Origin of the sequence: Nocardia halotolerans (assembly GCF_042650145.1) — a bacterium.
Classification (GTDB): domain Bacteria; phylum Actinomycetota; class Actinomycetes; order Mycobacteriales; family Mycobacteriaceae; genus Nocardia; species Nocardia halotolerans.
The window spans coordinates 460047-484540 of record NZ_JBHSDL010000030.1 but is presented as its reverse complement, the minus strand read 5'-3'; the positions used below and the strand labels follow the sequence as shown (position 1 = coordinate 484540).

General features: G+C 69.6%; 18 protein-coding genes. 2 read left to right on the top strand and 16 right to left on the bottom strand.

Annotated features, from left to right (window positions below; genetic code table 11):
• The first annotated feature begins 5 nt into the window (after positions 1–5).
• On the top strand, positions 6–1847 hold the full coding sequence (gene eccA / locus ACFO5K_RS25595) for a type VII secretion AAA-ATPase EccA (RefSeq protein ID WP_378568117.1): 1842 nt from the start codon (positions 6–8) through the stop codon (positions 1845–1847).
• Positions 1848–1892: 45 nt separating this feature from the next.
• On the opposite strand, the gene eccB is transcribed toward eccA, so the two are convergent.
• Entirely contained in the window at positions 1893–3401 is a 1509-nt protein-coding gene (gene eccB / locus ACFO5K_RS25590) for a type VII secretion protein EccB (protein WP_378568115.1), read from the bottom strand.
• 105 nt (positions 3402–3506) lie between these two features.
• On the opposite strand from eccB, the gene eccE reads away from it, so the two are divergent.
• Positions 3507–5258 carry a type VII secretion protein EccE gene (eccE, locus tag ACFO5K_RS25585; protein WP_378568113.1) on the top strand — a complete coding sequence of 584 codons (1752 nt, stop codon included), beginning with the start codon at positions 3507–3509 and terminating at the stop codon, positions 5256–5258.
• Positions 5259–5499: 241 nt separating this feature from the next.
• On the opposite strand, the gene ACFO5K_RS25580 is transcribed toward eccE, so the two are convergent.
• The 15 genes from ACFO5K_RS25580 to ACFO5K_RS25510 form a co-directional block, all read right to left on the bottom strand.
• Positions 5500–5793, bottom strand: a complete 294-nt coding sequence (locus tag ACFO5K_RS25580) for a WXG100 family type VII secretion target (RefSeq protein ID WP_378568111.1) — start codon at positions 5791–5793, stop codon at positions 5500–5502.
• A 32-nt stretch (positions 5794–5825) separates the two neighbouring features.
• Entirely contained in the window at positions 5826–6152 is a 327-nt protein-coding gene (locus ACFO5K_RS25575; RefSeq protein ID WP_378568109.1) for a WXG100 family type VII secretion target, read from the bottom strand.
• 42 nt (positions 6153–6194) lie between these two features.
• A complete protein-coding gene (locus ACFO5K_RS25570) occupies positions 6195–6986 on the bottom strand; it encodes an ESX secretion-associated protein EspG (RefSeq protein WP_378568107.1) in 792 nt (263 codons plus the stop codon).
• Positions 6983–7963 (bottom strand): PPE domain-containing protein, encoded by a 981-nt coding sequence (locus ACFO5K_RS25565; RefSeq protein WP_378568105.1) that lies wholly within the window; start codon positions 7961–7963, stop codon positions 6983–6985. The genes ACFO5K_RS25570 and ACFO5K_RS25565 overlap by 4 nt, the downstream gene beginning before the upstream one ends.
• Before the next feature lie 14 nt (positions 7964–7977).
• Positions 7978–8289, bottom strand: coding sequence for a PE family protein (locus ACFO5K_RS25560; protein WP_378568103.1), 312 nt, complete (start codon positions 8287–8289; stop codon positions 7978–7980).
• 25 nt (positions 8290–8314) lie between these two features.
• Positions 8315–9676 (bottom strand): hypothetical protein, encoded by a 1362-nt coding sequence (locus ACFO5K_RS25555; RefSeq protein WP_378568101.1) that lies wholly within the window; start codon positions 9674–9676, stop codon positions 8315–8317.
• Positions 9677–9678: 2 nt separating this feature from the next.
• A complete protein-coding gene (locus tag ACFO5K_RS25550) occupies positions 9679–9990 on the bottom strand; it encodes a type VII secretion target (protein WP_378568099.1) in 312 nt (103 codons plus the stop codon).
• Between the two features lie 100 nt (positions 9991–10090).
• Positions 10091–10387 carry a YbaB/EbfC family nucleoid-associated protein gene (locus tag ACFO5K_RS25545; RefSeq protein WP_378568097.1) on the bottom strand — a complete coding sequence of 99 codons (297 nt, stop codon included), beginning with the start codon at positions 10385–10387 and terminating at the stop codon, positions 10091–10093.
• A gap of 39 nt (positions 10388–10426) precedes the next feature.
• Positions 10427–10759 carry a hypothetical protein gene (locus tag ACFO5K_RS25540; RefSeq protein WP_378568095.1) on the bottom strand — a complete coding sequence of 111 codons (333 nt, stop codon included), beginning with the start codon at positions 10757–10759 and terminating at the stop codon, positions 10427–10429.
• Between the two features lie 9 nt (positions 10760–10768).
• A complete protein-coding gene (locus tag ACFO5K_RS25535) occupies positions 10769–11536 on the bottom strand; it encodes an ESX secretion-associated protein EspG (protein ID WP_378568093.1) in 768 nt (255 codons plus the stop codon).
• Positions 11537–11547: 11 nt separating this feature from the next.
• Positions 11548–13404, bottom strand: coding sequence for a hypothetical protein (locus tag ACFO5K_RS25530; RefSeq protein ID WP_378568091.1), 1857 nt, complete (start codon positions 13402–13404; stop codon positions 11548–11550).
• Positions 13405–13668: 264 nt separating this feature from the next.
• The gene (locus ACFO5K_RS25525; RefSeq protein WP_378568089.1) at positions 13669–14145 is read right to left on the bottom strand and encodes a YbaB/EbfC family nucleoid-associated protein; all 477 of its coding nucleotides are present in this window, start codon (positions 14143–14145) and stop codon (positions 13669–13671) included.
• Positions 14146–14242: 97 nt separating this feature from the next.
• Positions 14243–15442 carry a hypothetical protein gene (locus ACFO5K_RS25520; RefSeq protein ID WP_378568087.1) on the bottom strand — a complete coding sequence of 400 codons (1200 nt, stop codon included), beginning with the start codon at positions 15440–15442 and terminating at the stop codon, positions 14243–14245.
• Positions 15443–15472: 30 nt separating this feature from the next.
• Positions 15473–16222, bottom strand: a complete 750-nt coding sequence (locus tag ACFO5K_RS25515) for a toxin-antitoxin system YwqK family antitoxin (RefSeq protein WP_378568085.1) — start codon at positions 16220–16222, stop codon at positions 15473–15475.
• Positions 16223–16242: 20 nt separating this feature from the next.
• Positions 16243–24435, bottom strand: coding sequence for a hypothetical protein (locus ACFO5K_RS25510; RefSeq protein ID WP_378568083.1), 8193 nt, complete (start codon positions 24433–24435; stop codon positions 16243–16245).
• Positions 24436–24494: the final 59 nt, after the last annotated feature.

Here is a 24494-nt window from a genome sequence, read left to right as displayed (position 1 = left end):
ACCATATGCCAGACATCCGCCAGGCTCAGCGCGCCTTCGACGCGGGCGTTCTCTCGCTCGGTCTGTCCATCGACGGTCAAGAGTCCGTGCGCGACGACGAGTACGCGAAGCTGGCCTTCCAGCGCGCGACCGAATGGGATTCGTCGATGTGTGACGCGTGGCTCGGCCGGGCCGCCGCGGGCGAGGTGACCAAAGAGGTTCTGTTCAATCTGCACCGCACCAGCCTGGATTCACTCGGTCGCGAGCAGCGCCGGATCGGCCTCGCGCCGCGGACGATGGCGGGCCGCTTCCTGCCCGGCCTGTACATCGACTACCCGCTGGCGGGGCTCACCGAGATCTGGCTGGCGTGGGCGTCTCAGTTGATCGCCGACAAGGACTACGACCAGGCCGAGCAGGTACTCGACCAGCTCGCCGAACTACGCGCCCACCGCGCCGACGACCCGGACAAGCAGATCGATGACCGGATCAGCGCCTACATCCGCGGCATCCTGCACTACAACACCCAGCGCTGGTCCGACGTGATGACCGTGCTGGCCGGCTCAGCGGAGTGGAAGGACCCCTACCTCGCTACCGGGGCGAATGTGATGGTCGGGACCGCCTGCGCGCAGCTGGGTCTGTTCGGTGAGGCGATCCGGCGGATGGAACAGGCCGAGGCCGGCCCGATCCCGTCGGCCAAGTTCACCGCCATGTACAACCGGGGCCTGTGCCTGCGGGAATCGGGTGAGGAGGCCGAGGCCCAGAAGCTTTTCGAGCAGGTCTATTCGCAGCTGCCCGACTTCACCGCCAACACCACCGCCATGCGCGACCGCACCTTCCGGATCGTGATCACCAGCCGCGAGGTGATCGACGCGCGCACCGACAAGTGGGATCCCGCCTCGGCGCCGTCGCTGGCCGCGATGAACGATGCCGCCGCCGAAGACCGCGCCAAGACCGTGCTCGCCGAGGCAAGGGCACAGCTCGACAAGCAGGTCGGGCTGGCATCGGTGAAGAATCAGGTGGCCAAGCTGCAGTCCTCGGCGCAGCTGGCCAAGATCCGGGCGAACAAGGGCCTGTCGAGCCAATCCAGGGGCCAGCACCTGGCTTTCACGGGCCCGCCCGGCACCGGCAAGACCACCATCGCGCGCGTTGTCGCCAAGATCTACTGCGGTGTGGGCTTGTTGAAGACCGACAAGGTGGTCGAGGCCAAGCGCGTCGATTTCGTCAGCCAGAACCTCGGTGGCACCGCTATCAAGACCGAGAAGCTGATCGACAGCGCGATGGACGGTGTGCTGTTCATCGATGAGGCCTACACCCTGATCCAGACCGGGCTCTCCGGCGGTGACGCGTTCGGCCGGGAAGCGGTGGACACGCTGCTGGCGCGCATGGAGAACGACCGGGACCGGCTGGTGGTGATCATCGCCGGCTACGACGGCGAGATCGACCGGTTGCTGGCCGCCAACGACGGTCTGGCCTCCCGCTTCGCCAAGCGCCTGCAATTCCCGTCCTACACCGCCGAGGAACTGGGGCGCATCGGTGAGATCGTCGCGGGCGGACGTGATTCGCAGTTGTCGCCGGAGGCACTGGCCGCGCTGATCGAGACCTGCCGGCACCTCTACGAACTGGAGAGCACCGACCAGAGCGGGCAGCCGCGCCGCGGCGTCGACCTGGCCGGTAACGGCCGCTTCATCCGCAACGTGATCGAGGCGGCCGAGGAGGAACGCGAGTTCCGGCTGGCCAACACCGAGGGGATCGACCTGTCCGAGCTCGACGACGATGTGCTGATGCGCATCGAGGAGCCGGATATGCGCACCGCGCTGGCCGCGATCGTCGCCACCCTCAACGTGGGTCACATTCCGAATCTCGACTGAACCCGGACGAGCCGTGGCGCGCTGCGCACATCGCGCCCGGTTCGGCTATCCGGTCGCCGACGGCAACGAATCGTAGCTGGTGAGCGCATCTTTCGCGGACAGGGTCGGGCCGGGCACGAGCTGGCCGATGATCGACCACGGCGCCAGGCGCGGCTTGCCACCGAGACCGAGCACCCCGGCGGTGGCGGCGTCGGGGATGCCGTAGCGAATCCCGTTGTCGGCCACATAGAACAACGATTCGCGCCGCATACTGCCCGGCTCGGCACCGGTGACCTGCACGAACTCACCGGTGTTCGGTGGCAGGTACACCGCGTCCATCCGGTCGCCGGTGCCGTCGGCGGTGGCGAGCTGCACCGGCTCGGCCGACTCGGCCAGCGGTAGTTCGGTTCCGGCGAGCAGGGTCACAGTGGCTCGCTCGCTCGGCCCGTCGACCGATGCGCCCTGTGGTGTGGCCGCGCCCGGGTCCTTGGCCCAGTTCACGCAGGCGACGGGGGCATCCTCAGCGGACAGGATCCGTGGCTTGCGTTCCGGGAAACCGTCCACCGGCAGGGTGTGCAGCATCGGCATCCGGTCGAGCACATCGGGCGCCAGGACGGCGATTTCGCGCATACCCCGCGAATCGGCGTTACGCAGCAGGGCGGCGGTGAATTCCGAGACCTGCTGCACACCGTCGGCCAGCACCACGTACAGTGTCTCCTGGTCTTCGGTCTGTACCCCGGTGACCGAGATGATGCCGCCCACCGGCACATCCGACAGTTTGCCCGGACCCGGTTCGCCTGCGCGATCGATGGCCGGGACCGACAGCGGCGGGGCCTGCGTGGTCGCGCCGAGCACGGCGCTGCCGATCGGGCGGATCTGCTCGGCGCTCATGCCGAGCGTGCGGGTGACCACCGAGTCGTTCGGGTCGACCTCGGCTCTGGTCCCCCGGTACACCAGATAGGTTTTGTCGTCACGGCGCGCGAGCAGGGCGTCGTCGGGGTCGGTGGCACCGATCCGGTCACCGGTTCGGGGTGTGCCGACGATCGCGGTGGTGCGGCCACCGGTGGCGCCGGAGGCGCTACCCGAGGCCGAGAGCTGCGTGGTTTCGCACAGCGTCCAGTTCGAGCTCGACCCCTGGCCGGAGCCGGGCAGTGCCGTCGGCGCGCCGGGGATGCCGAGCAGCGGCCCGCGCGGTAGCGCACCGAGTTTGTCGTCCTTCACCGACTTCGGCTCCTGCGCGTCGCCCGCGATGAGCCGGGCCGAGGCGAGATTGAGCACCGGGTGCAGGGTCTGCCCGGCGCCTTCGGTCTCCACGACCACGTACATGGCGCCGCTCTGCTTGCCGGTCACGATCAGCGCGTCACCGATCGAGCCCTGCGGTTTGAGGAAACTGAGGATCGCCGCGCCCGCCACGATGATCAGGCCGAGGACCACCCCGACAATCATCGATCGGCTCTGCGAGCGCATCGGATCGTGCAGCATGCGCACGTCACGCCGGACAAGGGCGTGGTCCAGCCTGCGCAGCAGAAAACGATAACCATTGACCTGGGCTTTGGTTGTCAGCTGGGCCGGCACAGAGACTCCATCGCTGCGTTGATCACCATCTCGTCGGACACGGTACCGTAAATCCGGAATTGTCCTTCACCATGATTCGACGTATGCCAAGCAGGGACAACGATTTTGAACCACAATGTGAACGCCGGGCGAACCGGCGGCGACAACGCCTACGACACCCTGCGTGATCCGGAGTTCTGGTTGTTCCGGATGTATCCGCTGCGGGCGTGTGTACCGGTCGCGGTCCTCGCGGCGCTCGCGGCCTGGGTGATCCTGGCCACGTCGAATTCGGGTTATGGGGCGATCGGCGGGGCCGCGGTGGTGCTGTTGATCGGACTGGCGCCGATCCGGCGGCGGCCGCCCGCCGTGCGATTCGGTGACTGGTTGGAGCGGCGTCTGCGTGCTCGCACCGACACCCTCGAACGGGCACCCGCGTTCGATGTGCCGTTGGCGGAGGGCGGTGCGTGCGGCGTTCGCTGGGACGGCGATCTGCTGCTGACCATGCTGCGCATCGATCCGCCGCCGGACACCCTCACCCTGCTGCGCGGCGGCAGCCTCAGCGCCGACCAACTGCTGCCGCTCACCGAGGTCGCGCGCTGCCTGGACCAGTTCGACGTGGAGCTGGTGAGCATCGACGTGATCGCCACCGGCGCGCGCACCGCGGGCACCGGTGCGGCCGCGCATCTCTACGACCGAATCCTCGGACCGCTGCCCGCCATCGCGCATCGCACCTGCTGGCTGGTGTTGCGGCTGGACCCGGTGGCCAACGCGGCGGCGGTGGACAAACGCGGCGGCGGTGCCACCGGCGCCCTGCGCACCATGATCATCGCCACCCGCCGGGTCGCCAATCGTTTCGCCACCCAGGGCATCGATGCCGCGGTACTCACCGCCACCGAGATGAACAGCGCGGTCCGCGAACTGTCGCACGGTTTCGACCCGCTGCGTCTCACCGAGTCGGCGCACGGCCTCGAGTCCGAGTTCGGCAGGCACCTGACCCACTACCAGCTCACCGCGCCGATGATCGGCACCAACGGCCTCGCCGAGATCTGGTCGCTACCGACCCTGTCGACCACCGTCACCCTGCGCTTGCATCCCGGCGCTCGCCGTGTCGGGCGCGCGGACGACAGGGCCGGCACCGTCGTGCTCAACGCGGTCGTGCGATTCGACTCGGCGGCTCCCTACGAGCAGGCGCCGATCGCCGGTCTGCGCGAGCTGCCCGGCAGCCAGCGCCGAATTCTGCTGGACACCTTGCCGATCGGTGCCGCCGATGCCCTCGGCGGCCGCGACGGTTACCGCGGCACCCTCACCGCCCTGACCGACATCGCCGTGCCCACCACCGGCTGCGGCCAGTTGATCGGCGCCGACGAACGCGGCCAGGGCATCGCGGTCCCCCTGATCGGTGCGGGGACCCGCCATGTGGACGTGATCGGCAACCTCGACCTCGCCCAGCAGGTCATCCTGCGCGCCACCGCGCTCGGCGCCCACGCCGTCGTGCACACCACCCGCCCCCAGGCGTGGCATTCGATGGTCGCCAACCTGGCCACCCCGCAACTGCTTTCGATCGCGCCACGCGCCGCGGGCGCGACCCCGCAAACCCCACCGGGCCCGCCGCCGGTGCCCGCCGCCCCCTACCCCACCACGACAGTGCTGGTGTTCGACGGCATGGCCCCCACCACCCACCTGGGCGGCGCCACCATCGTCGAAGTCCGCACCGCCGAACGCGACCCCGAAGCGGTGCCCCCCGATGTCACCCTCGTCCAGAACCCGCACGCCCCCAACCGGATTACCGTACGCACCAGCACCGGCAGCGCCACCGTCTCGATGGTGACCACCCCCGACGAAATGCACTACATCGGCGAATCACTGGCAGCCCGCTGATCAACAAGAGGCAACGCGGCCACTGAAACTCCCGCTACCGCAGCGGCCCCCACCGCTCCCGCATCACTGCATCCCCGACCCCGCACGGGCCGACCTCGAGGAGGCCCCGCCCGCGCAGCGGGCGTAGCGGCCCGGCCCGACGAAAAGCGGGGCGAGACAAAGTGCCGAAGGCACCAGTCTCGCCCCGCTTTTCGTCGGGCCCCACAGGGGCCGCGCTCGAGCGCGCCAGCGCTCCGACAACTCAGAAGTCGGCGAACCCGTCGCCGACTTTGCCGTCGGCCTCGAGCGCCCGGTTCAGCGCGGACTCGACCTGGGCGGCGAGCCGGTCGAGCTTGTCGAGGGTGTCGGTCAGCTCGGTGGTGACGTTCTTGTGCGCGGTGTCGAAGTTCCCGATCGCCTGCTCACCCTGCAGGTTCGCCCGGAAGTCCGTGGCGGCGCCTTCGAGTTCGTCGATCTCGCCCTTCATTTTCCCGCCGTAGGTCTGCAGGTCGCTGAACAGCTCGTTCATCGCCGCGGGATCGTAAAGAATGGTCATGAGCTCAGTTCCTGTTCGTTGCTGATGCGCGGTCAGAGGTTGGTGAGGCCGCCGCCACCGGTGCTGCCACCGCCGGACAGGCCGCCCTGGTCCATGTTCACCAGGGTGGACTTGCCACCGTTGACGGCTTCGGTGAGCCGGTCGAACTTCTTGTTCAGGGCGTCGGCCTCTTCGTGCCAGGCCTGGGCGACCTTGACGAATTCGGAGGAGGCGTCACCTTTCCAGCCGCGCAGGACGGCCTGGGCCGCGTCGTCGATCTGGCCGACCGATGTGCGCAGGTTGTTGATCGTGCCTTCGAGCTTGGAGACGACGCCGTCTACGCCGCCGGCTTCTACACCTACTGGTCCCTGAGGGGGCATGTGCCGAACCTTTCCTAACTTGATGGTTGAAACAAGGGATGGCTAATCGGGCCGCCACCCCCCACCGGGGAGCCCCTCGAGGAGCGCACCGACCGCCTGTGTGAGGCGATGGTCGGTGCCCGGCGTGATGGTCGACCACACCTGCCCGTCGGGCGCCGTCATCGGCGCGACGACGATCCGGCCGCGCGCGGTGTCGTACACCGCGACCGCGCCAGGGGCTCGGGTGGTCAGCCCGTTGTGGTGGACGGCGGCCACGATCTCGGTGTAGCCATGGCAGGTGCCGAAGGCCGCGCCGAGAACGGTTGCCTGGTGCGCGTCGATGCCGAGCGCGTACATCGCGTCCACGTATTGGGAGGTTGTTTCGGCGGCGTCCAGCCGCGCGGCCAGGTCGTCGGCCGCGACGCTCACCGCGGCTACCTCGGCGGGCGCGCAGGTGGGCAGCGCGGCGAGGAGCAGGCGGGCGAGTTCACGGTCGGAGCCGTCGATGGCGGTGGTGCTGATGTCGAAGGTGGTTCCGGTACGCACGGCACCCGCGTGGGCCGCGCCGCGGCGCGCCAAGCAGATTCGCCGTCGGTCGTCGTCACCGTAGCTGCGGGCGACGAGTTCGGCGTCGGGCTGGGTGAGGATGTGCAGTGCGCCCGCCAGGTCGGGCTCGACGTCACCGTAGGCGTCGAAGACGCCGGTGGCGGTGAGTTCGGCGACGGCGGCGTCTCTGGCCGCTCGCCACGCGTCGAAATCGTCCTGTTGGGGACCCACGCCCAGAACCAGGGGCAGAGTTTGCACGCCGAGCCGGTCGGCGACGGCGAGCAACGAGTCGTTGGTGAGGGTGGTCATCGGCTCCCCTCCGTGGTGGCGGCACCGGTCTGCGGGGCGGCGCGTTCGGCCACGCCGAGCACGGCGGGCGCTGCCCGGATTTCACCTTCGGTGACCAGTTGGTCGGATTCCTCGTAGGCGATTCCGGCGCGGGGGAAGCGGGCTGCGGAGTCCTGGGCGCCCGCACCGGCGGCCATGGCGCCGGGGACGAGCGGTGCGTGACCGGTGGGGGTGCTGACCTGCGTCGGCTGTGGCGTGGTGGAGGTGACCGCTGCGGTGGACTGCGCGAACGTCGGTGCGCGGTAGGCCGTTTGCACCGGCGCGGGCATCGGCATCGCACCGAGTCCGGCCGCGCCGACGCGCGGCACGGCCGCGATCCCGGGTGTGGCAGGGTTGGCGCTCGGCCTCGCCGACTGTTCGCCCGACAGCGCGGTTTCCGGTGCGATCGGCGGTGGTGGCGGGTGCACCCACGGTGTCGCCAACGGCTCGGTGGCGGCCTCGTAGCTGCGCATCACCCGCGAGGCGACAGCCTTGGCGACATCGGCGTCGGCGTCGGTCTGCGCCGCGATAGCTTTGACCGGCGCCCCGAGCGCCGAGCCGACTTGTTCCAGCGCCTGCTGCATCGCGGTGATGGCGGCGATGTCGGCGGTGTTGGGCATGGCCATGGCGGCCACTTCGTAGGCGAGGACCTGGGCTTGCCAGCGGGCCGCGTTGGCGCTCGCGGCCGTTGCGGTGTCGAGCAGCCATTCGCGCAGAGTCGAGATCCGTTGCCAGACTTGCTCGCTGGCCCCGGACGTCCAGGATGCGCGCAAGGTGTGCAGCACCTGCTCGTAGTCGAGCACGGCCGCGCCGAAGGCCGCGGCGAGCCGCGTCCAGGCGGCGGCCGCGTCGGCCATCGGCATCGGTCCGGCACCGGTGGTGAGATCGGTGGCGAGCTTGTGTGGCTCGCGCGCCTCCCACACCACACCGGTGAAGCCGGGCTGCGGTGGTTCGATCATCGCTGACGGATGCCTTACGCCGCGGGCCCGTGGAAGCCGCTGGTGTTGTCGGTTTCCATCTGATCGAACTCGGCGACTTGCGCGCGCAGCGTGGCGGCGAGCTTGCTCATCTCGTGCGCGCCCGCCTCGGCGCCGGCCAGGTAGTCCCCGGCCACGTCGTTGGCGGTCGTCGCGGCGCGCGCGGAGACCTCGTCCGCGCCCGCGGGCGCCACCCGCAGCATCGGGGCGACGGCGGTCAGCTCGGTGGTGAGCCGCTCGGCGATACCGTCCAGCGCCGCCGCGGCTCTGCTCGCCGCGGCCTCATCGAATTCGAAGGTGTTGCTCATCTGCCACTCCTGTCGTCGTGCCCCGTCACAGTGAGAGTTCTTTGTCCGGCGGTGTTTCGGTGGACACCGGCTCGGCGGCACCGACTACCGGGGTCGCCACTCCCTCGATCCGGCCGACGACTTCGTCGCCGTGATTTCCGGTCACCAGTTGCGAGTGCACGGCCTCGTTGCCGCCGCCCTCCGCCGCGCGTGCCATGCCCATGCCCGCACCGCCCGCGGCGCCGCCCATCGGCATGTATCCCGGCGCGGCACCGCTTGCCGCCGCGGTCGTGTGCGTGCCACCGGAGGTGGTGGCGCCGGAGCCGCCGACAGCACCGGCGCTGCCGAGGCCCGACAACCCACCGGCCCGACTGCCCTGCCAGGGACTCAGCGGCGAGGCCGCCGCCGCGGCGCCGCCGATCATGGCGCCACCACCGATCGCGCCACCGCCACCGCCCGCGCCGGTCAGGCCGTCGCCGGTTTCCGCGCCGGTCCCGGTGATCTCGGTGCCGCCGGTCGTGTCGGTACCGGCGGTGGCGGTGGACAGCGAGTGCGCTTGTTCGGCCAGCGAACCGATCGACGACATCGCGGTGCCCGCGGTGCTGATCAGCGGCGTGATCAGACTCATCAGCTGGCTCAGCGACTCGCTGCCGGCGTCGACGCCGGTCGGAGCGTTGGTCACCGCGACCTTCTGCCCCGCCTGGGTCATCTCGCCGCTGCGCGCCATCATCTCGGCTTTCGTCTCCGCCGTGATGGCGAGGCCCTCGGCCATCGCTTCCATGGTCGCCGCGATGAGCACCGCTTGCCCGCCCGGTGTCGCGGCGTAGAGCGGGGCCAGCGCCAAAGTGGCCGAGTAGCGCGCGATCACCGCGGCCAGTTTGGCGCCACCGACGGCGACATTGCCCGCCGCGTGGGTGAGCACCGCCTTCTCCTGAGTGCTCTGCGCGGCGAGCTCGGCGCCGTCGGCCTGGGCGGCGGTCGCCTTGTTCGTCGCCTCGGTCGCCGCGGCGCTCTGCCACAGCTGCATCACCGTCTGCAACGCGGTCGAACCGAGCGACATCGCGGTCTCGAGCACCGAACTGATGTTGGACAACGCGTCGACCGGATTGGCCGGTGGGCCGGACTCGGACGCGGGACCGCCCGCGCCGAGCGCGCCGGTGCCGAACGCGGCGGCCAGCTCGGTGAGCGGTTGCATCAGCGCGGTCAGGTCGATCGTTGGCAGCGCGGGCATCTCCGGCAGCTGGATGAACTCCGGCAGGGGTGGCAACTGCGGCAGCCCCATCGAGCTGAGCACCTGGCTCACCGGCTGGTCGAGCATCGGCGCCAGGGAACTACCGCGCAACAGATCCAGCACGGTCGGGTCCACCGGCACCGCCGCGCCGTTCACACTTCCCCCGGGGTAGGTCATGGCTACTGATCGACCGACGCGATGCCCAGTTTGGCCGCACCGTCGGCACCCTCGTAGGTGGCGGCCGCTTGGGCGGCGGTCAGCGCGGTGCCCGCGTGGACCGCGGCCAATTCGGTTACCGAGGTGAGGTGATTGGCCTGCGCGTAGGCGAACGACAGCAGGAATTCCTGCCCGATCAGGCCGAATACCGGCACCGCGACGGCCATCGTGGCAGCTTGGTCGACCGCGCCGGCCTGAGCGACCCCCGCCGCCATGGTGGCCGAAGCACCCGCGTACGCACGAACTGCCTCGGGAACTACCGCAACATGATTCATCGCTCTCGTCCAATCTCGAAACAGCCCAAAGTGTTTCGCTACTTTATCTACTCGCTGGAAACTTGCGCCAGGCATACCGGCGGTGAAGAACAGTTGAACCTCACATACCGGTTCGGTTGTAGGCGCTCACCAGCTCGCCACGCTCCCCGAAAGCGCGGTGGGCCGCGGCTCGCGCGGTCTGCACCAGCGTGCGCTCGAAGTCGGCGGGCGAGAGCTTGCCGATCGCCGCGGTGAACTCCAGCCCCACCAGGGCGCCCGCACCGTCGACGGTCACCGTCACCGCACCGTCGGGCGAGGTCTCCTGCGCCCTGATGCCGTTGGTCGCCTCGTTCAGGTCCTGCAGCCGATAGAGCTGGCCCTGTACCTTCGCGATCAGCTCGTCCATGGTTTCGACCATCGCCGGTCCTCTCTCCGCTTCGCCGAACCGATATCCCCGCTAGACCGATCGCAGCCAGCTCGACGGCTCGTTCTCGTATTCCTGTTCCTCGACGATCTCCGCCGCCGCCACCTCGGCTTCGGTCGGCAGCCCGGTCGCCGCGAGCAAGGCCGGGTCGAATCCCGCCTCCGCCAGCTGGTTTCGCCGTGCCAGCCCCGCGCGCTTCGCCGACTTCTGACACAGCCGCAAGATCTCGGCGGCCAGATCCGCCGGATCACGGCGCAACTGGTCGGCGTCGACGGTCACTCCCACCGGCAGCCCCTGCTCGGTGGTACGCACCGCGATCGCACCCGTCAATGATGCCGCGGTGAACTCGGCCGGAAATTCCTCCATCAGCCCTCCCTAGACCCGATCGTCCTTGATGGCTCTGACAACTTCGGCGATCTGGGTGTTGATCAGCTGCGCCAAGCGCTTGCGGTCGGCGGGCACGGCCCGCATCGGCGACCCGGGGACGATGACGTACCGGCCGTCGTCGACCACGTCCCGCCACACCAGATACAGCCGCAGCACCCCGCGCGGACCGAATCGCGACCAGCCCTGCTCGATCTCGATGGTGCCGGTCAGGTCTTCGGGCTCGGCCAGAAATTCCTTGCCGAGCGTGCTCGACCGGTCGCCGTCGTCGTGCACGAGGGAACGCTCGAAGGTGAAGTCGAGATCGGCGCGCGCGGTGTCGATGATCTCGAACTCGCGTCGGCTGCCCGCTGCCGCCACGGGGAACACCGAGGCGACAGCGTCGCCGAGCGAGAGCGCGTCGTGTGCGGTCACCGTGAAACCGGCCGCTTCACCCATCGTTTCGCCGGGTCGCTGTGTGACGACATAGCCGATGTCGCCTCTGCGCACCGCCAGTACACGCAAGGAGCGCGCGGCGTTCGACGGATCGCGACCGTCGATCCCGCGCACCACCACCCGGATGTCGGGCCGGGTCAATGCGGCGGTGACCGCGTCGAGATCCGGGCCGCTACGTTGCCTGAGTGCCTGCCAGGCTTGTCTTTTGACGCGGACGCTCTCGGCGTAGGTCCGTGGCTCGGCACGATAGGTGAGCGGCTCCGGGAGTCCTTCTTCCTTCAGCTCGTCCCACATGGCGGCGAACTCCACGGTCGTGAATTCCATCGTCGCCGGGGTCATTGTTCGACCACCGGTCTCGCCACGATCGGTGCGTCACCGAGCGCCTCGTCGAGATGTTCCACGGAATCGAGGTAGTCGGCGCGCTTGTGTTCCTTCTGCTGCTGTCCGCCCGCGCCCGCGCCCGCGCCGCCCATCGGCATTCCACCCATCGGCATCCCGCCCATCGGCATTCCGGCACCCGAGGCGGCGATACCGGTCCGGAACCCCGCCTCGGCCCCCGTCGCGATCGAAGCACGCGGGAACAGTCTCGACGAGCTGTCCAAGGCCTGCGGTAGTCCGGCGCCGCTGCCACCGGCCCCGGCGCCGCCTCCGCCACTACCGCCGCCACCCTGAGACGCCGCGCTCATCGCCTTCTTCGCCTGATCCAGCGCGGAATTCATCCCGGCCAGCCCGGGAACAGCGGACAGCGCGCTCTGCTCGGCGGCCGCCTGCTGCAGTGCCGACTCAGCAGCCGAGCTCGCCTGTTCCAGACCTGATTGCAGTGCGGAGCCCGCCTGCTCGAGTCCCGATTGGGCGGCCGAATTCGCCTGCTCGGCCGGGGCTGCGGCCCGCTCGGCCGCGGCCTGCTCGGCCGCTCGAGCAGCGGTTTGCGCGGCTTTGCTCGCCGCGACCTGCGCGGCGTTCTGGGCCGCGGTCTGCAAACCGGCCATCCCGCTCTGGAACGCCGAGGACAACCCCGCGCTCTGCGAACCGGACCCCGAACCCGAACCCGAGCCCGAACCGGAACCGCCGCCGGGACCGACCTCGCCCGGCGGTCTACCGGTGGTCGGCGGAATCGGATCGGGCAGCACTGCGATCACACCCGCGGTGTGATCCACACCCGGCACGTACACGTTGTTCATCGCGCGGACGTAGGCCTTCTGGTACACGTCTTCCTTGCGGGCCTCATAGGCGGCGATCGACTCCGGTGGGCGTAGCGGCACCTCGTTGGCACGTACGTTGAGCAACTCGACGCCGGTGGTGTAGAGCCACTCCGAGACGTATTCGAGGGCGTCCCCCACGGCGTTCATGCCGGCGACGAGATTGTCGTTGCCCGTGCCGTAGGCGGTGATCGCGGTGCGGGCTCTGTCCGCACCGCCGGCCGCGCCCGGACTGCGCCAGCTGTCGGCACTGGAAACCATCTTGTTCGACAGCGCGTTGAAGGCCGTTTTCAATTCGCCGGCCAGCCAACGCCAATCCGCGGCGGCCTGTGCGACCTTGATCGGCATCGCGGGGCTGCCGATCACGATCGAGCGAAGGATCTGTTGATACTGGGAGTAACTGAACTGCGCGGGGTCCTCGGAATGCACGATCATCGGATCGAATTCCAGCCCGGCGGGATTGACCAAGCTGGCGGGCAGACCCCAGTTCTGCTCACCCAGCGTGCCAACTTCTTTCCAGTCGGGTTGCGCTGTCTTGCTGCCCTGCGGACTGTGGAAGTCGTTGCTGACATCGAGCCCGGCCGGTTCAGGACGCGGGCTGAGCGAATCGGACAGATTCTCGTGGAACTCGATCTTCGATCGCAGCGTCTCCAGATCGACCCGGCCACCCTCGTCGGTTCCGGTGTAGGCCTTGCCCGCTGCGAGGAAGGTGTCGCCCATGTCATCGAGGATGGTGCCGTGATCGTCGAGAATGCCACGCAGATCGCGGCCCTTCGCCGAGAATCGGCTCGCCAGCGCCTCGGCGGACGGGACAACCACGGCGAACGGGTCGAGCTGGTCGACCTTGCCGAGTTCCTTCTTCACCGCGTTCACCCGGACGCGCACGTCGATCGCCGCGTTGACCAGCCCTTCGATCACGCCCGGCTGCAACTCCAGTGCGCCGCTGAGCGAGTCGCTTCGCAGCCCACTCCACGGATTGGGTGTGTCACCCATACGCGACGTCCCTCCTCATCCTCACCGCATGTTCACACCCCGCGGCGAGATCTCCCTGCGATCGATCTTTCGGCGTAGCAACGATTCTAATGGCGCGGGCATGAATCGCGCATGTACAGAACCGATCCCGCCGATGGCGAGACGTCGACCATCCGTCACCGCTTCCCGCAGGTGGGCAACATGTTCGGCCCTGTGCCGACCGACACCTGCGTGGCTCGACCGTCACCCGGGGGTATGACGCCGAGCGTCACCGCCCCGTGGTGATCACCAACTGGAATCGGTCGCGGTGCGCGAACGGCTACCGTCCGGCTCGGCCTCGGCGGGCGCGTTCGGCTCCCGCTCCGGAGAGTTGGGTGGGGCCAGAGAGGCTTCCACCGGTTCCGGGATGGCGAAATCGTCCATCCCGTCGACCAATTCGGTGATCTTCGGTAGGCGGGCGCGTTCGCTTTGGATCGGCGCCATCAATTCCTGCGTCTTGCGGGCGACCTCGGTCGCGGCGTTCTGCGCGGCCTCGGTGACGGCCTTGGCGATCTCGGTGTAGGTGAGGTCATCGATGTCGGGGGTGAACTTGGTCTCGATCACCTTGTAGTCGGCGTTGACGGTGACGGTGACCCGTTTGCGCACGGTGGCGCTTGCGGTGATCTGCGCGCGGTCCTGCTGCACCTGCGCGATCGCGCGCATCTGGGATTGGACCGTCTCGAGAATGTCCGCCATCTGCGCCTTGGCATGCTCGTTGGTCATACCCGATTCCCTCCAGCTCCGGGGCCGACCCGAGCAGCCCGTCGGTGCGCGAGCACATCACACCTACCCCGCTCCCGCAACAGCACGAGCCGACTCCTCACGGCGCCGATCCGGCGGTGTGGGCCCCGACGAGTCCGGCCAGATTCAGCTGGAACCAGGCGGAATCGACATCGTGCGCATCGGCGGGGAAGACACGTGTGAACGTTTCCTTGGCGAGGGCCGCCCGCTCGGCGGCCGCGACGAGGCCGGCCACCGCAGCTCCGCGCGACTCGGTGGCCTCCTTGCCGAGCAGGCCGGTCACGACCTCGACGACGGTCCTGGTGTCCCACATGCCGGGGACCGCCGGGGCCAGCGCGTCGGCGCCCGCGGAGGCGCCGCGATACCAGCGGCCACCCTCCCACCAGTAGCAGAACGTCAGCAGTCCGTTCTCGGCGCGACGGTTGATCACCGGGTCGGCGACCCAGTCCGGGGCACCCTGGTAGAACTCGGGCATGGGCAGGTCTTTGTTGTAGACGGCGTCGAGTTCGGGTGCGTCCCAAACTCCGCCGGACAGCACCGCCCGGTCGCCCGGTAGCAGGCACAGGGTGGAACCGCTGTGCTTGGCGCCCTCGAAGACAAGCGAGGCCGGGGTCACTCGCGGACCCCACTTCGAACCGACCGCGACGAACGCGGCGGCGATCAGCGCCCAGCGACGGGCCATGAGGTCGAGGGCGGGGAATTCCACGTCCGGTGCCGAACCACGGGCGTTGCGGCCTGCCGCGGCGTCGGCACGGGCCTGCTCGGCGGCGGCCACCGGACCGCGGATCTGCCGGTTGCCGTGACCGAGGTAGGCGGCCAGCCAGATCGGCAGCCGGTTACGCGGATAGATCTCGATGTCGGTGCGGTACACCGTCGGCGGGAAGAGCTGGTCGTCGGGGAACGGGTCGTCTCCGTAGTCGTAATCGACATCCATGCGGCCCGTGTTGGTCAATGTGACCAGGTAACGCCACCACGGCCCGTCCCCCATGGACGCGGACAGATGCCGGTGCTCACGGAGCAAGCCCAGCAGCTCCGGGCTCGGGAACACCCGGGCGAACCGCTCCTGATCGTCGCGGAAGACCACCATCGACACCTCGGCCGCCGCTGTCATCGCGAAGGAAGCCTCGACCTCGGTCCAGCCCGGCGGGCCCAGTGCCGCGAGGGTTTTCGCGATCTTGTGGCTCAACTCGGCGGCTCGTTCCGGTGTCGAGCCGTCCTCGGCGACCACTGTGGTGAGGGTGAATCCGACATCGGGATTCCCGGTCAGCTCGTCAGCCACTGCGTACTCCTTCTGCCTGATTCCGGCTGCCTAATCCCGGTGCTCGCCGTATCGCGCGATCACGGCCCCGGTTTCGTCCCATACCGTTCGGGACAGCAGCGCGCCATCGTCGCCGAACACGGTTTCTTCTTCGAGCGTTCCGGCCGGGAACCATCGACGCCACCGGCCCACTTCGTGCCGGTGGGCGTATTCGCCGGTGTAGCGCGGGGTTCCGTCGAGGTACCAGCCGCGCGTCGGTCCGTCCCGGTAGCCGTCGACGTAGGTGGACAGGTCGGTGATCGGGCTCCTGGTGGCCGGTCGACGGAACTGCTGGCCGGTGAACGGCTCCGCACGGTAGTACATGCGGTTCTGCTCGTCGTCCCAGCGCAATTCGGGGTCCTCGGAGGGGACCGCGTCGGCGGCGACGCCCTTACGGGTGCGCTCGTCCTCGAACTCGATCAGCTCGCCCGCCTCGTTCCAGCGCGAGTGGGTGAGCAGGGCGCCCTCGATGTCGTAGGTGTCCTCGAGCCGCCGGGAGCCGTCGGGATACCACTCCTGCCACGTGCCGACCGGCCGGTTGCGGTAGAACTCGCCGTTGTAGCGCATGGTGCCGTCGGGATACCAGCCCGTCCAGTCACCCTCGCGGTCGCCCGCGTCGTAACTCCAGTACTCGCGCCACGTGCCGTCGGGGCGCGTCTGGGTCACCGCCCCGCTGTAGGGCTCGCCCCGATACGACAACCTGCCGGTCGCCGCGTCGAGCACCACATCCGGATCGTTCAGTTCGATCGGATCCTCGATCACCTGGAAACCTCTCCGATCGGTCAGGCTCTGTCGCTGAAGATTGTCATCCGGCCCGCCGGATCGGCAACCACGTTACGGATCAGCAGGCCGAGGTCCATTTCCGGTGGGAGCGCACGGTAGATCAGCTCGGTCATCGGCCGACCGTCGACGGCGATGCTGAACCTTGTCATGCGCTGCGGTGAACGCTCCCAGCTCACGTGCGCACCGTCGGTCAGGTCGATCGACCCGTTGCCCACCTGCACCATCAGCCGGCCGGCGAGCCGGTAGAAGACCACCGTCACCCCGCCGAGGTCCGCATACAACCCGTCGGCACCGAGTTGTCCCGGCGCCGCGGGCCGCAACGACCCCGACCGCGGATCGAACTGCGCGGGCACACCACTGGCATACGGACGCACGAGCAACACGACGTGTTCGACCGGCGCCTGATACGCCGGGCGATACGGCGCGCGGTCACCACCCTGCCCACCGGTGGGCGGCGTCACCGGTGGCGGATACATCGGACCACCCGCCGGATAGCCGGTGCCCGGGGGCTGCCCACCGGGTTGCGGAGTGCCCGGTGTGGTGTTCCCAGGTGCGTACGACGGGTTGTGGCCCGGCGGGTAGTACGGGTTGCCGTTGCTCGGCGGATACGGCTGACCGCTGCCCGGCGGATACGAATCACCGCTCCCCGGCGGATACAGCTGGCCGCTCCCCGGCGGATACGACTCACCGCTGCCCGGCGCGTACGGCTGACCACCGATCGGAGGGATGGGTCGGCCCGTTGGCTCGGTTCCCCACGGTGGGAGCGGTGGCATGTTGGGGGCGCCGGCCGGCGGTGTCGGCTGTACCGGCCACGACGGCACTGTTGGCTCGGTCGGCGACGGTGGCGTCACCAGCTCCGGCGGCGACGGCGACGGCGGCGACGGCGTAGGCGTCGGAACCGGCTCCGACGGCACCGGCGGCTGCGGCTGGTCCGGCGAGACAGGCGGAAGAGGCAGCACAGGCGGTTCCGACGGCTGCGGCTGACCTGGCGGAGTCGACGGCTGCGGCGGCACCGGGGGCTGCGACGGTACCGGGGGCTGCGGCGGCACTGGCGGCACCGGGGACACCGGGGGCTCAGGCGGGAGCGGCGGCAGCACAGGCGGTTCCGGGGGTTGCGGCTGACCTGGCGGAGTCGACGGCTGCGGCGGCACCGGGGGTTGCGGCGGGACCGGGGGCACCGGGGGTACCGGGGGCTGCGACGGTACCGGGGGCTGCGACGGTACCGGGGGCTGCGACGGTACCGGGGGCTCGGGCGGAAGCGGGGGCTCGGGCGGAAGCGGCGGCAGCACAGGCGGTTCCGACGGCTGCGGCTGACCTGGCGGAGTCGACGGCTGCGGCGGCACCGGGGGCTGCGGCGGCACTGGCGGCACCGGGGACGCCGGGGGCACCGAGGGCTCAGGCGGAAGCGGCGGCAGCACAGGCGGTTCCGACGGCTGCGGCGGCACCGGGGGTGGCGGCTGCCGCGGTTGGTCCGGCGGGCACGGCGGTTCCTGAATGCCGGGCGGGTCTGTCTGATCCGGCGGGGTCGGCGGCTGTGGGTCCGTGGGGCCCGGAGTCGATTCCAGTGGGGGCACCGGCCATTCGACAGGATCGAACACCGGCACCTCCAGCTCTACCTCGTACTCATGCGGTGGATGCGGGATATGCGACCGCAATGCCGATCCCGGCAACGGCCGCCCGTCACCCGGCCGCTCCTCCTCCGGCGTCCGCCGCTGCGGCCCTTCTCCATCCGGATCGAAGCCCTTGTCCGGATCCGCATCCGAGTCGACACGCTTGCTCGGATCCGCACTATCGGCACCCGCCTCCGCATCATCACGCCGACCCGAAACACCACCATCGGCACCCGCCTCCGAGTCGCCGGTCGGGGGTAGCGTGCCTCGCCGTGATCGGGCGTCATCGCGTCGGCCGTGTGCGTCGGGCTCGCGCGGGTCACTCTCACCGATGACCGCATCAGGTTCAGCGGAATCGCGAGCTCGTGATCCGGGCTCCGAGTCCTTCGGCTCGGAGGAGCCGGTTCCGTCGGCGGCGAGTTCGGTCGGGGGCCGGCGGGCCGTGTCGTTCTTCAGGCCGGGGTCGCCGGGGTCGGTGACCGGGCCGAGCGACGAGGGTCCGGGCTGGTCACCGACAGGCGTCGGGGAGGCGTCGGGTCGGTGTGGTGCGCGCGGGTCGGCTTCGGCAGCGGAATCGTCCGGGCGGCCGGGGGAAGAGTTCGCTGCCGGCGGAGTTTCATTGTTGCCGTTCGTTTCCGGGCCGGAGGGCAACTGCGGGCGCGGCGGCGTGTCGGCGCCGGACGGCAGACCGGGTGGTGAACGGTGTGGGTCGGCCCCGGGCAAGCCCTCGGGCGAACGGTGCGGGCCCGGCCCGGGCAAGCCCTCGGGCGAACGGTGCGGGCCCGGCCCGGGCGTGCCATCGGCGGGCCCACTGTCGAGCGCGGAAGCGTCCGAACCGCCGATCTCGGGATCGGTGACGAACGGTTCATCGAGCAAATCTCGCAGGCGGGCGATATCGGCAGCCCGCTGCCGGATCTCGTCCCTGATCTGCTCGTGCACCTCGGCGAGCTTGTCCAGGGCGAGGCGCTCGTGTTTGTCGATGCGACCGTCACGGAACCATTCGTAGACCTGGGCGACCTTCTCGTCGTCGGCGTCGGTCAGGTCGACGCCGAGCAGACGGGCGTGGTCGCGACTGGGTGCGGGAACAGCGTCTTCCGGGTCGGCGGGCATCGGCGAGCGGTCACCGAGGTCGTCGGCGCCCACTTCGCGCAGGAAGTCGAGACCGTCACGCGGATGCACCGGCGGGTCGTCGCCGACCGCGCGCGGGTCGGTGGCCGGGTCGTAGACGAGGTCGTCGGCGTACGGGTCGGCCTTCGCCAAGGCTCGCACGTAGTCGGTGAGCGGACCAGTGAGGTCGTCGAGACGCCCGCGTGCGATCCGATTCGACAGCGCTTCGGCCAGCGCGGTGGCGTCCAGTGGCAACCCGCCGCGTGGCAGTCCGAGGTGCGGGGCGAGCGCGTCGCGGGCGGCGTCGACAGCGGCCGAGTCGAAGGCGCGTAGCAGCTTCGCGTATTCGGTGAGGTTCTTGGCGCGCTGGCGATGCAGTTCCACGCGGGTCGAGGGATCGGCGAGTCGATCGGCGACGAGCCGTGGGCTGAGATCGTCGGCGTCGACACCGAAGCGCAGCGCCAGCGCACTGCGCACATTGTGCAACGCGTTGAAATTGTCGATCGCGTCGACGCTGCGCGCGTAGTCGACCAGACCCTCCACCTGCCTGGCCCGCACGATGTTGGCCCGTTCCGACTCAGCGGCGAGATCGGCGAGCCGCTCCCCCGACAGGTTCGACACATCACCGAACCCGAGCCGGCCCGCCACCTCCGCGATATCGGCCCTGACCGCACCGAACGAACGCGGCTGCGAGACCGGTCGATGCACCTCATCGGCGACGACAGGCAGGTTCGGCTCCGGCTCCGATGCGGTGTGCCTGGCGGGTACCTCGACCATCCGCCACGGGCCCGTTTCGTCGCGAATCATGGTCGCGTCGACGGTGCGCCCGTCCAGTTCGCCACGCAGGTGCCGGATCTCCGGCGCGTCGACTTCCGCGACACGTACCCGGCCCTGCTCGTCGACCCCTACGATCCTGATCTGGATGTCGACCTCGCCGCGCTCGAGCCGATCGAGGAAGTCCGGATCGGCGTCGGCGAGAGCACGCGCCAGCGCCGTTTCGTGCCCGGCCCCGGTATCGACGATCGCGATCGTGGCGTTCTCGATATCGACGACGAGCCGGTCCCCGGTATCGCTGTCGTTGAAATCGGCTACGCGCCGGGCCAAGTCGCCGAGTACGCCGATATCGGTGTCGAGCTGCGTGCGCAATCGCGTGATCTCGGCATCGAGGTTGCCGACCAGCGATTCCAGGTCGGCTCCGGCCAGATGCGCCCAGGTGGAGCGCTCGTCACGCAATCCGGCGCGGCGCAGGGCGTCATCGAAGATCTTGCGCGCGTCCTCGGCGTGAATGGTCTGCGAGCCGCCGTCGTCGCTCAGCACGGGCCAGATGTCGACCCATTCGCCACCGTTGTTCACCCCGCGCCAGTTCAGCATGTCGAAGCCGAACGCATCGCCCCTGGCCGCGACGACTTCCTTGAGGTAGGCGCCCAGCGGGTCCTTGCTGAAAATGTTGGCGGGCCGGAACGGGATGTCGGCGTTTTCGATGTTGAAGAACCGTGCGGCGGCCTGCAGCGCCTGGATCACCCCGTCGCGGCGCAGCAACCGGTATTCCGCCTCGGCGAGCGCATCACGCAGCCCGGCTTCGGTGAAGTCGGTGATCCGCACTCCGAGTTCCCCCGCGAGCCCATCGAGCACGGTGGCGGCGGCAAGGCGCTGGTCGACCGCGTCGACCACCTCCCGCAGCCACGGCGGCAGCGGTTCAGTCGGCTCGGGCATCTGTCCCGGTGCGGCCGGGAGCTGTTGTGGGTCCGCGTTTTCCGGGACACCCTCGGCCTGGCGCGCAGACAGTTCCTCGGGTGTCAGGCTTTCCGGTTCGAGCAGATGCTCGAGCCCCGCGTCACGCAGTTCCTGCTCGATCTGACGACGCAGCACCGGGTCGGCGTCGGAAATCCACGGCTTGTACTCGCTGCCGTCCAGATTGCGCAGCGGCAGGAACTCACCGGCCTGATCGGCGATGCGCGAGGACAGGTGCCGCAGAATCGGCACCAGCTCGCGCTTACGCCACATCTCGATGCTCTCCTTGAGGATGCGCACCGGGCTGAACTTGGTCTGGAGCTGGTCGTATTCCCCACCGGGCACGCCGGGCGTCGAATCCTTCACCGAGGTCAACGGCAACCCAGCACTGTGCCCGAGCATCGACTGACCGGCACTGTCGATACTCGACCCCGACGGATACTTCGGATTCTCGCCGTAATAGCCACGGTTGACGATCCGGTCCCAGAGCCTGCGCAACCAGTTCTTCGTCGGCTTCTCGACTGCTTTCTCGGGCACCGGTGCCCGGGCCGGCGGTTCGGGGCGTGCCACCGGTTCCAGATGCCAGGCGTCGGGCCCGTCCTCGACCCGACGCACCAGCGTCTTGTCCCCGTCGACCTCGACCGACAGCATCCGGTCGTCGAGCTCGGTGCGTGCCAGTCGGTCCAGATAGGCGAGGTCGGTGGCGTCGCGGGCCAGCGAGGCGCGCAACCGGTCGACGTCGTCGGCGGCACGGGCGAAGCCGGGATCAGGGGCAAGTCCCAGCCGGGCAGCCCACCGGCGCGCGACGGCCGCACGCACCGCCCGCTGCTGTGGCTCGGTGGCGGCCTCGGCATGGCGAACCGCCGAGGCGAACGCCTCCACCGCGCCCGCCCGCAACAGCTGACGGTAACGAGCGGCATCGAGAGAACCCGAATCGGCCGGATCGACCCCGAACTTGGCCGCCAACCGGTCCAGTGCCCGCTGTGCGGGTTCCATCCGCGGGCCACCCGGCGATGTCCCGTCGTCCGACGGCAACACCGCGGACGGGCGAAGCGGGCGCGCCGGCGAATCCGGCTCGGGCTCGGTGCCGAGCGCGGGCCGCGAGCCGTCATCCAGACCGGCCCGGCGCAGGTCTTCGGCGATGCCGGCGCGTGTCTCGGGGTCGCCTTCGACCCGCCACTGATCGAGCCCGTCCTGTAGCTGGTCGAGATCGAGCGGCCCGTAATCGTCCGGATACCGCATGGGCGCGCCCAGTTCGGCGTCGGGATCCAGGGCGCTGTCGAGGAATCCACGGGCCCGAGCCATATCGGCGATCTCGGCCAACGCACCCAGCGGATCGCGCTGCCCCGTGAGCGCGTCACCGAGACCGAGCGCCTCGGCGAGCCCGCCGAGCTGCTCGGCCTGCTGGGAGGTCAGCGGCGGCGCGTCGGCATGCGCCGAGGGTGGAAGGTCGGCGAGGTCGTGCAGGAAACGGCGCACATCGTCGATGGGGGCGCGGCGTTGCTGGGTGCGGGCCGATGCGTCATCGGGTCCGTCGCTGTCCGGCTGATCCAGGTCGACGTCGCGGGCCGGGATCGAATCGACCGACGATTCACCGGTGCCCTGGTCCCGTGGCGCCGGACTCTTCGACGGCTCTTCGGGTTCGGGGCTGATCGCAGTCGGCGGCCGCCCGGGCGGCTCGGAAGGCGGACCACCGGGCGCGGCGCTCAGGGCGGGTGGCTCGCCCGAATCGTCGGCATCGCCGATCTCGGGATCGGTGACGAACGGTTCGTCGAGCAAATCGCGCAGGCGGGCGATATCGGCGGCCCGCTGCCGGATCTCGTCCCTGATCTGCTGGTGGACCTGCGCGAGCTGTTCGAGGGTGAGGCGTTCGTGTTTGTCGATGCGACCGTCGCGGAACCATTCGTAGACCTGGGCGACGCGCTGGTCGTCGGCGTCGGTCAGGTCGACGCCGAGCAGGCGGGCGTGGTCGCGACTCGGTGCGGGCACAGCGTCTGCTGGGTCGGCGGGCATCGGCGAGCGGTCGCTGAGGTCATCGGCGCCGATGTCGCGCAGGAAGTCGAGGGCGTCGCGCTGGTGCACCGGCGGGTCGTCACCGAGTGCGCGCGGGTCGGTCTCCGGTTTGTAGACGAGGCCATCGGTGTACGGGTCGATCTTCGCCAAGGCTCGCACGTAGTCGGTGAGCGGACCGGTGAGGTCGGCGAGATCGACGCGTGCGGCCCGATTCGACACGGCTTCGGCCAGCGCGGTGGCGTCGAGTGGCAACCCGCCGCGTGGCAGTCCGAGGTGCGGGGCGAGCGCGTCGCGCGCGGCGTCGACAGCGACCGGGCGGAGGGCGTGCAGGAGCTTCGCGTACTCGGTGAGGTTCGTCGAACGCTGCCGATGCAGTTCCACCCGGGTCGAGGGATCGGCGAGCCCGCGGGCGATCACCGCCGGTGTGAGGTTTTCCGGGGTGACGCCGAACCGCAGGGCCAGCGCACTGCGCACATTGTGCAACGCGTTGAAATTGTCGATCGCGTCAGCGCTGCGCGCGTAGTCGACCAAACCCTCCACCTGCCTGGCCCGGACCTGATTTGCCCGGTCCAGCTCAGCGGCGAGTTCAGCGAGCCGCTCCCCCGACAGGTTCGACACATCACCGAACCCGAGCCGGCTCGCCACCTCCGCGATATCGGCCCTGACCGCACCGAAGGAACGCGGCTGCGAGACCGGTCGATGCACCTCATCGGCGACAACGGGCAGGTTCGGCTCCGCAGCGGCGGGCGTGGGCGGCACCTCGAGCAGCCGCCACGGCCCCACGCCGTCGCGCACCATCGTCGCGTCAACGATGCGCCCGTCCACCTCGGTGCGCAACTGCCGTACCTCCGGCGGGTCGACCTCGAGAATGTGCACCCGGCCGTTCTCATCGATGCCGACCATCCGGATCTCGATGTCGACCTCGCCGCGCTCGAGCCGATCGAGGAACCCTTGATCGGCTTCAGCGAGGGCGCGGGCGAGGGCGGTTTCGTACCCGGCCCCGGTGTCGACGATCGTGATCGTGCCGCGCTCGGTGTCGACGACGAGCCGGTCGCCGGTATCGCCGCGGGCGAAGTCGGCTATCCGCTCACCGAATTCGCCGAGCAGCCCGATGTTGTCGTCGAGTCGGCCGCGCAGCGTCGAGATCTCGGCATCGAGGTCGGCGACCAGCGACTCCAGGTCGGCCCCGGCCAGGTGCGCCCAGGTCGACCGTTCGTCACGCAACCCCGCCCGGCGCAGGGCGTCGTCGAAGATCTTACGGGCGTCCTCGGCGTGGACGGTCGGATCGTTGCCGTCGTCGGCGAGGTCGACCCACAGATTGACCGGCTCGCCGCCGTTGTTCACCCCGCGCCAGTTCAGCAACTGGAAGCTGAACTCGTCGCCCCTGGCCGCGACGACTTCCTTCAGATAAGCGCCGAGCGGGTCCTTGCTGTGGAAATTGGCCGGCCGGAACGGGATGTTGGCGTGTTCTTCGTTGAAGAACCGGGCGGCCGCCTCCAGTGCCTGGATCACACCGTCGCGACGCAGCAACCGGTATTCGGCCTCGGCGAGAGCGTCACGCAGCCCTTGTGCACTGAAATCGGTGAGCCGCACACCGAGTTCACGGGCCAGCGCCTCGAGGACGGTGGCGTCGGCGATGCGGCTGTTGACGGCGTCGGCCACCTCACGCAGCCAGGGCGGCAGCGGCTCGGCGGTCTCGGGAGACTGTGCGCCCTTGTTCGAGATCTGCACCGGCTCACCGGAATCCGGCAGCTCTCTCGGATTCGCCGCATCCAGTTCGGCAGGGGTGC